The organism is Enterobacter sp. 03-F-07-AD-ECC (assembly GCF_047530935.1).
Taxonomy (GTDB): domain Bacteria; phylum Pseudomonadota; class Gammaproteobacteria; order Enterobacterales; family Enterobacteriaceae; genus Enterobacter; species Enterobacter cloacae.
Genome location: NZ_JBLKBZ010000019.1, coordinates 17,125 through 29,670 on the forward strand (window position 1 = coordinate 17,125; position 12,546 = coordinate 29,670).

A 12,546-nucleotide genomic window follows, 5' to 3' on the forward strand; every position below is an offset into this window, starting at 1 on the left:
TTTAACCTCCAATGGTGACATTAAACCCTTTATCTTCGGCCATACGGTGCATTGCCGCGACCTCGTCAGCTGTCGGAGGACTCACCTCCCGCATCGACCATTGTTGCCCAAGCAGACGGTATTTTGGTTCACCATAAGAGTGAAACGGTAATAAATGCAGCTGCCGTATCCCTGAAGGTAATAAAAATGCCAGCACGCTCGCCATGTTTGCGTCAGTTAGCGTATAGCCCGGAATAAGCGGCACACGGGGGATGACGTTTATGCCTTCGGCCACCAGCTGCGTTAGGTTTTCCAGCACTCTGGGAAGATTTACTGCCGTCACCGAACGTGCCTGCTCAGGATCCATAATCTTCAGGTCAAACAGTACTTCATCACACTGGCGTGCCAGCGGCAGCAATCGGGACAGGGGCGCATCTCCCGCCGTCTCAATAGCGGTATGAATACCGTAGCGGCGCAAACACTTAAGCAGTTGCGTCGCAAAGGGAGCCTGCATTAATACTTCCCCGCCTGACAGCGTCACCCCGCCCCCCGATGAGCGAAAGAAGACATCATCCTTCATCACTTCGCGTTCCAGCTCGTCCAGTGTCACGTCGCGTCCAATGCGTTCAAACGCGCCGGACGGGCACTCGTCCGCATCACGCAGGCAGGGAGCGCAGTGCAAACATTTGCTCTCCCGGCGAACCGTCTCTATTTTCGGCGAGATCGACTCAGGATTGGCGCACCACGGGCAACGGTGAGGACAGCCTTTGAAAAAGACTACCGTGCGAATACCTGCTCCGTCGTTCAACGAATAACGCTGAATATTGAAAATACGCGCTACGTCGGCGCGTGCTTCAACGACGTCACAGCTGATGCGCGGTCCGACGGATAATGTCATCCTGGATCTCCTTCGACAGCTCAACAAAGAAGGCGCTGTAGCCGGCAACGCGTACCACCAGCCCGGCAAAATCCTGAGGACGCCGTTGCGCCTCACGCAGGGTTTCCGCGTTGACCACGTTGAACTGGATATGCTGTAACTTAAGCTGCGTAAACGCACGGAGGAAGTCCGCCAGCTTCTGCAACCCGGCATCGCCTTCCAGCGTGGCGGGGGTGAATTTAACGTTTAGCAGTGTACCGTTAGATAACAGATAGTTATCCAGCTTACTTACCGACTTCAGCACAGCTGTCGGCCCCTGCATATCCTGGCCGAGCATCGGAGAAAGCCCTCCATCCGCCAACTGTTCGCCCGCCAGGCGACCATCCGGCGTCGCCCCCACGACCGCGCCAAGCGGCACATGGGCAGAGACGGTATACGAGCCAGGCGTGAAGATTCCACCACGCGGGTTGCGGTATTTTTCGACCTCTTTACAGTAATGGCGCAGCAGTTCCGCACTGATATTATCGACATCGTCGATATCATTACCGTATTTCTCAAAGCGATTGATCAGCCGCGCGCGTACCTTTTCGCCCTCCGGGGTGGCAAAATTCGCTTTTAACACCGCCAGCAGCTCGTCAAAACTTAAGCGCTGCTGTTCAAACACCAGCCCTTTCAGGGCGTGAAGCGAGTCGCTCAAATTAGCAATACCAATCCCCTGCACGCCGGAGAAGTTATAGCGCGCGCCACCGTCAGTAATGTCTTTCCCCGTTTCCAGGCAATCGCTGATAAAGGAGGAGAGCAACGGCACGGGTGCCCAGTCGCGATGGCCGATATCGCAAATGTTGCTTCCTTCCACCATCAGTGCAATGTAGTGATTAATCCTGGCGCGTATATGTTCAATTAACCCCTCGTACGTCAGCCCGCTATTACCTTCGTTCTCCTGCATGGCGATTTCCATTACCTTCAGCAGGTTAAACATGGCGATATCATGCAGGCCGTAAGTTTTCCCTGGAATCGACAGTTCAACGCAGCCGACAACCGCATAGTCACGCGCATCTTCCAGCGACACGCCGCGATTCAAAAAGGCAGGTACTATCACTTCATCGTTAAAAATCTGTGGAATGCCGGTGCCCAGCCGAATAGTCTCCGCTGTTTTCAGCAGGAAAGGCCGGTCGATCAGTTCGTTTACCCGTACGCCGAGGTTAGGCTGGGGAAGCTGAACGCTCTGGTAGGCATCCAGACACAGGAACGAAAGCACGTTCACCGCGCTACGCCCGTTTTCCGTCAGGCCACCCAGCAGCGCGGTATACCCGGTCGGGAACCCTGCAAAATAACGGGCGCTGCTGGTCGAGCGCAAGAGCACCACATCGTTACACTTCACCCATAGCGACTCCAGCAACTCTTTCAGAAACGCTGGATCGTCTCCCTGCGTTAACGAGGCCTGATAAAACGGCAGCATATACTGGTCAAAACGCCCGATGGAGAGCGAACTGGCGTTAGATTCGTACTGCAAAATGACGTTCATGTACCAGAACAGCTGACACGCCTGCCAGAAGGTTTGCGGCTTATGCTGTGCGTTGTGTCGCGAGATGTCGGCCATTGCCAGCAATTCTTCGCGGCGAGTAGCATCGCTGCTCTGAGCCAGTTCTTCAGCGAGCGCCGCATAACGCAGAATATGGCGCTGGGACGCTTCGAGCAGAATGAGCGCCGCTGCATAGAACGTGTTTTGCGTATCACGAGCGCAGCGTTCACGCATTTCCGCCACCAGCGCGCCCAGCCCGTTATTAAGCAGGCGAGGATAATCAATAATGATATGCCCCTGCCCTTTATCCGTTTGGTTGACGCTAAAAATCTGCGTCCCTACGGCGGCCTTCACCTCCTCCGTCATCTGGCTGTTGATGAAATCCTTCATCGACCGGTTTTCCCAATAGGGATACAGCACCTCACGGTAGGTCTGCTTATCCTCATCGCTGATTTCAAAGCGATCCTGCGGACGGATGGCGAACTGGTCCAGCTCCTTAAGCAACCAGTAGGGATCCATCTCCGGAGACATAATGCCTGCACGCGGCTTAACGGTGCGGTTTCCGGCAATCAGTTCTTCATCACGAATCGCGATTTCCACATGGTCGAGAATGTGCGCCGTTGCTTTCGCGCGACGGAGAATAACCGGTTCGCCTTCCGTCTGTTGATGGCTGGCTGTATAGAGCAGCGCACGTTCAAGCGAGATCTCGCGAGGGTTGGCAAAGAGCGCATTTTTCAAACGCGGTATACGATTCGTCATGAGGGAACTCCTGTAACGGAAAAAACCAGCCCGCCCCGAAGGGCGGGAGAGCATCAGGCGGTTTGCGCCAGGTGGGCATCGATTTTGTTCATGATGGCGTCGGCACGTTTTACCGCGTCGCTGATATTGACGCGCACGATGGTTTTCCCGGCAAAACGCTCTTCGAATTTAATGCCGATATCTTTAGTCAGGATCACCATATCTGCCGCGGCGATATCCTCTGCCGTCAGTTCGTTCTCAAGACCAATCGACCCCTGCGTTTCTACCTTCACTTCCCAGCCTTTCGCTTTTGCGGAGCTTTCCAGCGCTTCGGCAGCCATATAGGTATGGGCAACGCCAGACGGACATGCGGTTACTGCGATAATTCGGGCCATGTTCTCTTCCTCACTCAGTTAATTTCGAAATCCAGATCCAGGTCATCCTCTTTTTCCTCGACCTGCTTTATGTTCTTTCGGGCAATACGCTTTAGCACGTTGACGCTGACCGCCGTCACCACTGCCCCCACGGCAACCGCCGCGATATAGCCGAGCTTGCCGTCCACCACGGGAAGCACAATTAACCCGCCCCATCCGGCATAGCATTGCGCGCCCATAACCGCAGCCGTGACCGCGCCGCAGGCGGAGCCCAACATAATGGAAGGAATCACGCGTAGCGGGTCCGCTGCGGCAAACGGAATCGCTCCCTCGGTGACACCCACGCAGCCCATCACCAGCGCCGCTTTACCTGCTTCACGTTCTTCACCGGTAAAATTCTTACGGCCGATAAGCGTTGCCAGGCCTAACCCCAGCGGCGGTATGCAAATAGCCACGGCGGCAATTGCAACGACGGTATAGACGCCTTGCGCAACGCAAATCAGCATGAAGGCATAAGCCACTTTGTTGACCGGGCCGCCCATGTCGAACGCCAGCATGAGACCGATAATAATGGCGAGTACCACAATGCTGCCCTGCTGCATGCCTTGCAGCCACTGGGTGAGACCGGTAGTAAGCTCGCCTACAGGCTCGCCCAGTCCCCACATCATGATGCCTGCGGTAATAAACGTGCCGATAATCGGGATGATGAAGATAGGCATAACGGAACGCAGCACTTTCGGCACGGGCAGCTTTTTCAGATACCAGACGACAATGCCACCGAAAATCCCGGCGATAATTGCGCCAAAGAACCCTGCACCGAAGCTGTTGCCCACCCAGGCGGCAATAGCACAGGGAGCAAGCGCGGCGCGTTCTGCAATGGAATAACCAATATAGGCGGCGAGGAATGGCACCATCAGTGTTAAACCCGCCACACCGATGTCAAAGAGCTTTTTCAGATTGGGATCGGTTGCGGCATCGGGCACCGCACCTTTGCCGTATAGCATGACCGAAACCGCCAGCAGAATGCCGCCCGAGACCACAAACGGGATCATGTGCGACACCCCTGTCATCAGATGCTGTCGCGTGTTCTTGAGAATATGCACCAACGCTTTCATATGCCGCTCCAGGCCTTTATCCACAAAGATGTTGTGGCAAACAATAGGCAATCAGGAAGACGGCGGACAGGAGACAAAAAGGCCATTTACTGGATTTTTGTAATATCGGAATGAAAATGCGATCCGCCTCGACATTTCTCATCGACTTCGCATTACGCAAACGGTCACAACTTGTGAGTGAAATCTCAATTTTAAGGTGACATTACATTTGTCCAGTTTTTGGCAGTTTTGTCACATGGCGCGCCTCATCATCACGCTCGTATGCTGTTCCGCATAATTGACGATTAGTTTCAGGAGTGTGTATGGCTCTGGTAGTGGAATTTACCTGTGAATTGCCCAACGGCGTTCACGCGCGTCCTGCAAGTCATGTAGAAACGCTGTGCAACACGTTTATCTCGCAAATTGAGTGGCATAACCTGCGTACGGATCGTAAAGGCGACGCCAAAAGCGCGCTGGCGCTGATTGGTACCGATACGCTGGCAGGCGATGCCTGCCGCCTGGTGATAAACGGTGAAGACGAGCAGCATGCCCGGCAGCGGCTGGAGCTGTGGCTCAGAGAGGAGTTTCCGCATTGCGACGCGCCGCTTGAAGGGGTAATCAGCACGGAGCTGGATCCCTTGCCTGAATCCCTGACACGCCTGAACCCGACGCTGTTTCGCGCTACTCCGGTATGCAGCGGGAGTGCACATGGCGTCCTGACGTTATTGTCCTCGCTCGATCTCAACGCCCTGACCGATTTGCCCGACGCGCAAAGCGTGGAAACTGAGCAGTCGGCGCTGGATAACGGCCTGACGCAGCTGATCAAACACATTGAGCTGCGCGCCCTGGACAGCGACAGCACTGCCAGTGCTATTCTTGAAGCCCACCGCTCGCTGGCTACAGATACCTCGCTGCGTCAGCACCTCCTGTCAGGGGTCAGCCAGGGTCTAAGCTGCGCCCAGGCCATCATCGCCACGGCGAACCATTTCTGCGACACGTTCTCCCGTTCCAGCAGCACCTATTTGCAGGAGCGGGTGCTCGACGTGCGCGACATCTGCTACCAGCTTTTACAACATATCTATGGTGAAGCGCGTTTCCCGGCTCACGGCCAGCTGACGCAGCCGAGCATCTGCCTTGCTGACGATCTGACTCCCGGTCAGTTTCTTGAACTCGATAAAACGCAGCTTAAAGGACTGCTGCTGAAAAGTGGCGGCACCACCTCGCATACCGTGATCCTCGCGCGTTCGTTCAATATTCCGACGCTGGTTGGCGTCAACAGTGAAAGCCTGCTGCAATGGCGCAATCAGCCTGTATTTGTGGACGGCAATGCCGGTGCGGTGGTCGTTAATGGCAGCGACGCCGTAGCGCGTTACTATCAGCAGGAAGCGCGCGTCCAGCAGGCGATACGCGAGCAACAGCGCGTCTGGCTTGACCGTGAAGCCAGAACCGCCGACGGCCTGCGGGTAGAAATTGCCGCCAATATTGCCCACGCGGTGGAGGCCCAGGCAGCATTTGGAAATGGTGCCGAAGGCGTGGGCCTGTTCCGCACCGAAATGCTCTATATGGATCGTGCCAGCGCACCCGGCGAAAACGAGTTATACAACATTTTCTGTCAGGCACTGGAAAGTGCAAATAGCCGTAGCATTATTGTGCGCACTATGGATATCGGCGGCGACAAGCCGGTGGAGTACCTGAATATTCCAGCTGAGAACAATCCCTTCCTCGGCTACCGTGCCGTACGCATATATGAAGAGTATTCTTCGCTGTTCACGACCCAGCTTCGGGCGATCCTTCGCGCCTCTGCCCACGGAAACCTTAAGATCATGATCCCGATGATCTCCTCTATGGAGGAGATCATGTGGGTAAAAGAGAAGCTCGCCGACGCGAAGCAACAGCTCCGGGCTGAACATATTCCGTTTGATGAGAAAATCCCACTCGGCATTATGCTGGAAGTCCCCTCGGTGATGTTCATCATCGATCAGTGCTGCGAAGAGATTGATTTCTTTAGCATCGGCAGCAATGACCTGACACAGTATCTGCTTGCCGTCGACCGCGACAACGCCAAAGTCACACGCCATTACAACAGCCTGAACCCCGCCTTTCTGCGGGCGCTGGACTACGCGGTGCAGGCCGTTCACCGTCAGGGTAAGTGGATTGGCCTCTGCGGTGAGTTAGGCGCGAAAGGATCGGTACTGCCGCTGCTGGTGGGCCTGGGGCTGGACGAACTGAGCATGGGCTCCCCTGCCATTCCTGCCACCAAAGCACGCCTGGCGCAGCTTGATAGCCGCGCCTGTCGCCAGCTGTTGAACCAGGCCATGGCGTGTCGCACCTCGCTTGAAGTAGAACATCTGCTCGCCCAGTTCCGTATGAATCAGCAGGATACGCCACTGGTGACGCCACGCTGTATTTCTCTGGATAACGACTGGAACAGTAAAGAAGAGGTCATGAAAGGCATGACCGATAACCTTTTGCTCGCCGGGCGATGCCGCTATCCACGCAAGCTGGAAGCCGATTTATGGGCACGCGAAGCCGTATTTTCCACCGGGTTGGGTTTTGGATTCGCCATTCCACACAGCAAATCAGAACACATTGAGCAATCCACTATCAGCGTCGCACGCCTGAAAGCGCCCGTTATGTGGGGTGACGAGGAGGCGCAATTTATCATCATGCTGACGCTGAATAAACACGCTGCTGGCGACCAGCATATGCGTATTTTCTCCCGCCTGGCCCGTCGCATCATGCATAACGATTTTCGCAGTGCTCTGGTTAATGCCAGTTCCCAGGAGGCTATCGCTTCCCTGCTGCAACACGAATTAGAACTCTAAAACGAGGAAAAATAATGGAACTGTATCTCGATACCGCCAACGTAGCAGAAGTAGAACGCCTTGCGCGCGTTTTCCCCCTTGCAGGCGTCACCACCAATCCGAGCATCATTGCCGCCAGCCGTGAGTCAATCTGGGAGGTGCTGCCGCGCCTGCAAAGCGCCATTGGTCCGAAAGGCAGGCTGTTCGCCCAGACAATGAGCCGCGACGCAGAAGGCATGGTGGCCGAAGCCAAACGCCTGAGCAATGCTATCCCGGATATCGTGGTGAAAATCCCGGTCACCGCCCAGGGGCTTATCGCCATTAAGGCGCTAAAAACAGCGGGCATTACTACGCTGGGTACCGCCGTGTACAGCGCCGCGCAAGGCCTGCTGGCCGCGCTGGCCGGGGCAAAATATGTCGCGCCATACGTAAACCGCGTGGATGCCCAGGGCGGGGACGGCATTCGCATGGTTCAGGAGCTGCAATCCCTGCTGGAACAGCATGCACCGGAGAGCAAGGTGCTGGCAGCCAGCTTCAAAACGCCACGCCAGGCGCTGGACTGCCTGCTCGCCGGATGTGAAGCAATCACGCTTCCCTTAGATGTAGCGCAACAAATGCTCGGCACGCCGGCGGTAGAGTCAGCAATAGAGAAGTTCGAGCAGGACTGGAAAAACGCGTTTGGTAACCTCAACCTCTAAGGGAGATATGTTATGGACCGTATCATTCAATCGCCGGGAAAATATATCCAGGGCGCTGATGTTCTCACCCGTCTCGGCGACTATCTGAAACCTCTGGCTACACGCTGGCTGGTTGTTGGCGATAAATTTGTGCTGGGTTTTGCCGAAGAGACCCTGCGCCAGAGTTTTAAAAATGCAGAGCTACATGCCGAAATCGCGCCGTTTGGCGGCGAATGTTCGCAGAACGAGATCGATCGTCTGAAAAAACTGGCCGACAGTGCGGACTGCATGGCGGTGCTGGGTATTGGCGGCGGTAAAACGCTGGATACCGCCAAAGCACTGGCACATTTTATGGACGTGCCGGTCGCTATCGCCCCGACTATCGCCTCCACCGATGCCCCGTGCAGCGCCCTTTCTGTGATTTATACCGACAGCGGCGAATTCGAACGCTATCTGATGCTACCGCATAACCCCAATATGGTGATTGTCGACACCAAAGTGGTGGCTGGAGCGCCGCCGCGTCTGCTGGCCGCCGGAATTGGCGATGCCCTTGCCACCTGGTTTGAAGCACGCGCCTGCTCGCGCAGCGGCGCCACGACCATGGCGGGCGGCAAGTGCACGCAGGCCGCGTTAGCGCTGGCCGAGCTGTGCTACAACACGCTGATTGAAGAGGGCGAGAAAGCGATGCTGGCCGCCGAGCAGCACGTAGTAACCCCGGCGCTGGAACGCATTATCGAAGCCAATACCTATCTGAGCGGCGTAGGGTTTGAAAGCGGCGGGCTGGCGGCAGCGCATGCCATTCACAACGGGATGACGGCAGTGCCGGATGCGCATCACTTCTATCACGGTGAAAAAGTGGCGTTTGGTACGCTGACGCAACTGGTGCTGGAAAACGCGCCGGTTGGGGAGATCGAAACCGTCGCGGCGCTTTGCCACGGCGTTGGATTGCCGATCACGCTGGCGCAGCTGAATATCAAAGAAGACATTCCGGCCAAAATGCGCCTGATTGCCGAAGAGTCTTGCGCTGAGGGAGAGACCATTCACAACATGCCGGGTGGCGTGTCGCCGGATCAGGTTTACGCGGCACTACTGGTTGCCGACCAGTATGGACAGCGTTTCCTGCAGGAGTGGGAGTAATAAAAAAGCCGGGTGCGCTACGCGTACCCGGCTCAATGTTTATTTCACGTCAAAACGGTCCAGATCCATCACCTTCGCCCACGCCGCAACGAAGTCGCGAACGAACTTCTCGTGAGCATCACTGCTGGCGTACACCTCTGCCAGCGCGCGAAGGACAGCGTTAGAGCCGAAGACCAGGTCAGCGCGAGTGGCAGTGTATTTCACTTCACCGCTGGTGCGATCGCTTCCGGCAAACAGCTCGTTCGATTCATCGGTCGCCTTCCACTGGGTGTTCATATCCAGCAGGTTCACGAAGAAGTCATTGCTCAGCACACCTTCGCGGTTGGTGAACACACCATTTTTACTGCCGTCAAAGTTTGCACCCAGTACGCGCAGGCCGCCGATCAGCACCGTCATTTCTGGTGCGGTTAACGTCAACTGCTGGGCTTTATCAATCAGCAGCGATTCGGTGGTGGAGACATCAACCTGCGCACGATAGTTACGGAAACCGTCAGCAATCGGTTCAAGCAGGTTAAACATATCGATATCCGTCTGATCCTGACGTGCATCCACACGGCCCGGCGTGAACGGTACGGTGACGTAAACGCCAGCCGCTTTCGCCGCCTGCTCAACGCCTACCACACCCGCGAGCACGATGATATCGGCCAGTGAGGCTTTATTGGTGGTGCGCTGAATAGCTTCCAGAGCAGGCAATGCACGTATGGCTGCGGCGTTAACATCCCAGTTGCGCTGAGGCGCAAGCGCCAGACGCGCACCGTTGGCACCGCCACGCTTGTCGCCGCCGCGGAAGGTTGAGGCTGACGCCCATGCCACGGAAATCAGTTCGCTCACGGAGAGCCCGGATGCTGCAATTTCCGCCTTCAGGCTCTCAATGTCCTCTTTGGTCGGATTGAATACTGCCTCCGGCAGCGGATCCTGCCAGATCAGATCTTCTTTCGGCACTTCCGGGCCAAGATAACGCGATTTTGGCCCCATATCGCGGTGGGTCAGTTTGAACCACGCGCGGGCGAAGGCTTCGTTGAAAGCCTGCGGATCGTTCAGGAAGCGACGGGAAATTTTTTCGAATTCCGGGTCAAAACGCAGCGTCAGGTCGGTAACCAGCATAGTGGGTTTGCGTTTTTTCGACGGGTCGAACGGGTCTGGCATGATCTCAGGCGCGTCCACGGCTTCAAACTGAATCGCACCGGCCGGGCTGCGGGTTTGTACCCATTCGTATTTGAACAGGTTCTCGAAGAAGTAGTTGCTCCACTGGGTCGGGGTTTGTGACCAGATGACTTCCAGACCGGAAGTAATGGCGTCAGCGCCAATACCGGTACCGTGCGTGCTGGCCCAGCCCAGGCCCTGCGCTTCAATCGGTGACGCTTCCGGGTCTGTGCCAACGTGCGTTGCTTCACCCGCACCATGAGTTTTACCGAGCGTATGCCCCCCGGCAATCAGCGCCACGGTCTCTTCGTCGTTCATTCCCATGTTACCGAAGGTGGCGCGAATGGCTGCCGCCGCGGACAGCGGTTCACCGCTGGCGTTTGGTCCTTCCGGGTTAACGTAGATCAGCCCCATTTCAGTGGCCGCCAGCGGACGTTTCGCCAGCGCTTCCGGGTCACGATGGGTCAGCCAGGCTTTTTCATCCCCCCAGTTAACGTCAAGATCCGGTTCCCAGACATCTTCACGCCCGGCACCAAAACCAAAGGTGCGGAAGCCGGAGTTTTCCAGCGCCACGTTACCCGCAAGAATAAACAGGTCAGCCCAGGAGATTTTTTGACCATATTTTTGCTTGATCGGCCACAGCAGACGGCGAGCTTTATCCAGACTGACGTTATCTGGCCAGGAGTTCAGCGGCGCAAAGCGCTGTTGACCGCGTCCGGCACCGCCGCGTCCGTCAACGGAGCGATAGGTTCCCGCACCGTGCCAGGCCATGCGAATAAACAGGCCCGCATAGCTGCCCCAGTCGGCAGGCCACCACGGTTGAGAGTCGGTTAAGAGTGCTTTGAGATCGCCCTTGAGGGCGGAGTAATCCAGCTTGCTAAATTCTTTGCGGTAGTCGAAGTCTTCACCCAGAGGGTTCGAACGATTGGAATGTTGGTTAAGAAGATCGATGCGGAGTTGTTTTGGCCACCAGTCGCGGCTGCCTGTACCTGCCCCCGCGCTGTGATCGACGCCGCCCAGGTGGAACGGGCATTTGCCGACTGATGCCGCTTTATTGCTCTCGTCTGACGTGCTCATCGCTATGCTCCCTTTTACAGTGTTACCGTTACGATATACACCACTAGCAATAAGATATAGTTGAATTAATCCACAGATTCGATAGCTAATACCTTTTAACTTTTAGCCAGACTAAAAAGCCCTCCATTCAGGAGGGCTTGATGTTTATTACGCCGGGCGAACACCGAGCGTATGACAAATGGCGTAGCTCATTTCCGCGCGGTTCAGCGTGTAGAAGTGGAAATCTTTTACCCCTTCCCGACTTAAAATTTTCACCATGTCCATTGCGATATTGGCACCCACCAGCTTGCGCGTTTCCGGATCATCGTCCAGCCCTTCGTACATTTTGGACATCCACAGCGGAATGCGTACGTTGGTCATATCGGCAAATTTCTTCGCCTGTTTGAAGTTAGAGACCGGCAGAATACCCGGGATGATTTCCACGTCGATACCCGCAGAAACGCAGCGGTCGCGGAAGCGCAGGTAGCTTTCCACATCAAAGAAGAACTGAGTAATGGCCCGGTTCGCACCGGCATCCACTTTACGCTTCAGGTTAAGGAGGTCAGCCTGAGCGCTTTTCGCTTCCGGATGCACTTCCGGGTACGCCGCCACGGAGATATCAAAATCGGCAACGTCTTTCAGCAGCGCGACCAGATCCGCCGCATACATTTCGGGCTTACCGCTACCCGGCGGCAGGTCGCCGCGCAGGGCGACGATATGACGAATCCCGTTATTCCAGTAATCCTGGGCGATAGCACGCAGCTCGTCACCGGTGGCGTCGATACAGGTCAGATGCGGCGCCGCTTCCAGACCGGTTCTGTCTTTAATGCCTTTAATAATGCTGTGCGTACGGTCACGCTCGCCGGAGTTCGCGCCGTAGGTCACGGAGACAAATTTCGGTTTCAGGCTGCTCAGGCGATCGATAGAGCTCCAGAGGGTTTGCTCCATTTCACTGGTGCGCGGCGGGAAAAATTCAAAAGAGACGTTAATCTGGCCGTTTACTTCGGCCAGGCTCTGATTCAGGGCTTCCCGCTGGTTGGCGTGAAAAAAGCTCATACCTTACCTCTATCTTTCGCGTGTCGTTGTTTGTTGTGTCGTGAACTTCTATACGTTTAGACGTCCAGATGTAAAAATGACGGAAAAGC

Annotated in this window: 9 protein-coding genes; 3 read left to right on the forward strand and 6 right to left on the reverse strand. The window is 55.8% G+C overall.

What is annotated here, in order from left to right:
* Position 1: 1 nt before the first annotated feature.
* From ACMWKA_RS20435 to ACMWKA_RS20450, 4 genes are read right to left on the reverse strand one after another with little or no spacing between them, the layout of a single operon-like run.
* Positions 2-877: a [formate-C-acetyltransferase]-activating enzyme gene (locus tag ACMWKA_RS20435; RefSeq protein WP_414760552.1), complete on the reverse strand. Its 876-nt coding sequence runs from the start codon at positions 875-877 to the stop codon at positions 2-4.
* Positions 843-3,137, reverse strand: a complete 2,295-nt coding sequence (locus tag ACMWKA_RS20440; RefSeq protein WP_058651867.1) for a formate C-acetyltransferase — start codon at positions 3,135-3,137, stop codon at positions 843-845. The genes ACMWKA_RS20435 and ACMWKA_RS20440 overlap by 35 nt, the downstream gene beginning before the upstream one ends.
* Positions 3,138-3,190: 53 nt before the next feature.
* On the reverse strand, positions 3,191-3,511 hold the full coding sequence (locus ACMWKA_RS20445; RefSeq protein WP_414760553.1) for a PTS fructose-like transporter subunit IIB: 321 nt from the start codon (positions 3,509-3,511) through the stop codon (positions 3,191-3,193).
* A gap of 14 nt (positions 3,512-3,525) precedes the next feature.
* Positions 3,526-4,605: a PTS fructose transporter subunit EIIC gene (locus ACMWKA_RS20450; protein ID WP_414760554.1), complete on the reverse strand. Its 1,080-nt coding sequence runs from the start codon at positions 4,603-4,605 to the stop codon at positions 3,526-3,528.
* A gap of 302 nt (positions 4,606-4,907) precedes the next feature.
* On the opposite strand from ACMWKA_RS20450, the gene ptsP reads away from it, so the two are divergent.
* Genes ptsP through gldA form a run of 3 tightly spaced genes read left to right on the forward strand, consistent with a single transcriptional unit; the run spans position 4,908 to position 9,202 of the window.
* Positions 4,908-7,409 (forward strand): phosphoenolpyruvate--protein phosphotransferase, encoded by a 2,502-nt coding sequence (gene ptsP, locus ACMWKA_RS20455; RefSeq protein WP_414760555.1) that lies wholly within the window; start codon positions 4,908-4,910, stop codon positions 7,407-7,409.
* A 14-nt stretch (positions 7,410-7,423) separates the two neighbouring features.
* Entirely contained in the window at positions 7,424-8,086 is a 663-nt protein-coding gene (gene fsa / locus ACMWKA_RS20460) for a fructose-6-phosphate aldolase (RefSeq protein WP_040020293.1), read from the forward strand.
* 12 nt (positions 8,087-8,098) lie between these two features.
* A complete protein-coding gene (gene gldA, locus ACMWKA_RS20465) occupies positions 8,099-9,202 on the forward strand; it encodes a bifunctional L-1,2-propanediol dehydrogenase/glycerol dehydrogenase (protein ID WP_414760556.1) in 1,104 nt (367 codons plus the stop codon).
* A 39-nt stretch (positions 9,203-9,241) separates the two neighbouring features.
* Here the strand turns inward: gldA and katG are convergent, their stop codons facing one another.
* The gene (katG, locus tag ACMWKA_RS20470; RefSeq protein WP_414760557.1) at positions 9,242-11,422 is read right to left on the reverse strand and encodes a catalase/peroxidase HPI; all 2,181 of its coding nucleotides are present in this window, start codon (positions 11,420-11,422) and stop codon (positions 9,242-9,244) included.
* 147 nt (positions 11,423-11,569) lie between these two features.
* A complete protein-coding gene (metF, locus tag ACMWKA_RS20475; protein ID WP_013099307.1) occupies positions 11,570-12,457 on the reverse strand; it encodes a methylenetetrahydrofolate reductase in 888 nt (295 codons plus the stop codon).
* Between the last annotated feature and the right edge of the window lie 89 nt (positions 12,458-12,546).

What these genes read in the sequence shown, in the direction of transcription:
- ACMWKA_RS20435 (WP_414760552.1), bottom strand. Translation starts at nt 877, where the DNA reads ATGACATTATCCGTCGGACCGCGCATCAGCTGTGACGTCGTTGAAGCA.
- ACMWKA_RS20440 (WP_058651867.1), bottom strand. Translation starts at nt 3,137, where the DNA reads ATGACGAATCGTATACCGCGTTTGAAAAATGCGCTCTTTGCCAACCCT.
- ACMWKA_RS20445 (WP_414760553.1), bottom strand. Translation starts at nt 3,511, where the DNA reads ATGGCCCGAATTATCGCAGTAACCGCATGTCCGTCTGGCGTTGCCCAT.
- ACMWKA_RS20450 (WP_414760554.1), bottom strand. Translation starts at nt 4,605, where the DNA reads ATGAAAGCGTTGGTGCATATTCTCAAGAACACGCGACAGCATCTGATG.
- ptsP (WP_414760555.1), top strand. Translation starts at nt 4,908, where the DNA reads ATGGCTCTGGTAGTGGAATTTACCTGTGAATTGCCCAACGGCGTTCAC.
- fsa (WP_040020293.1), top strand. Translation starts at nt 7,424, where the DNA reads ATGGAACTGTATCTCGATACCGCCAACGTAGCAGAAGTAGAACGCCTT.
- gldA (WP_414760556.1), top strand. Translation starts at nt 8,099, where the DNA reads ATGGACCGTATCATTCAATCGCCGGGAAAATATATCCAGGGCGCTGAT.
- katG (WP_414760557.1), bottom strand. Translation starts at nt 11,422, where the DNA reads ATGAGCACGTCAGACGAGAGCAATAAAGCGGCATCAGTCGGCAAATGC.
- metF (WP_013099307.1), bottom strand. Translation starts at nt 12,457, where the DNA reads ATGAGCTTTTTTCACGCCAACCAGCGGGAAGCCCTGAATCAGAGCCTG.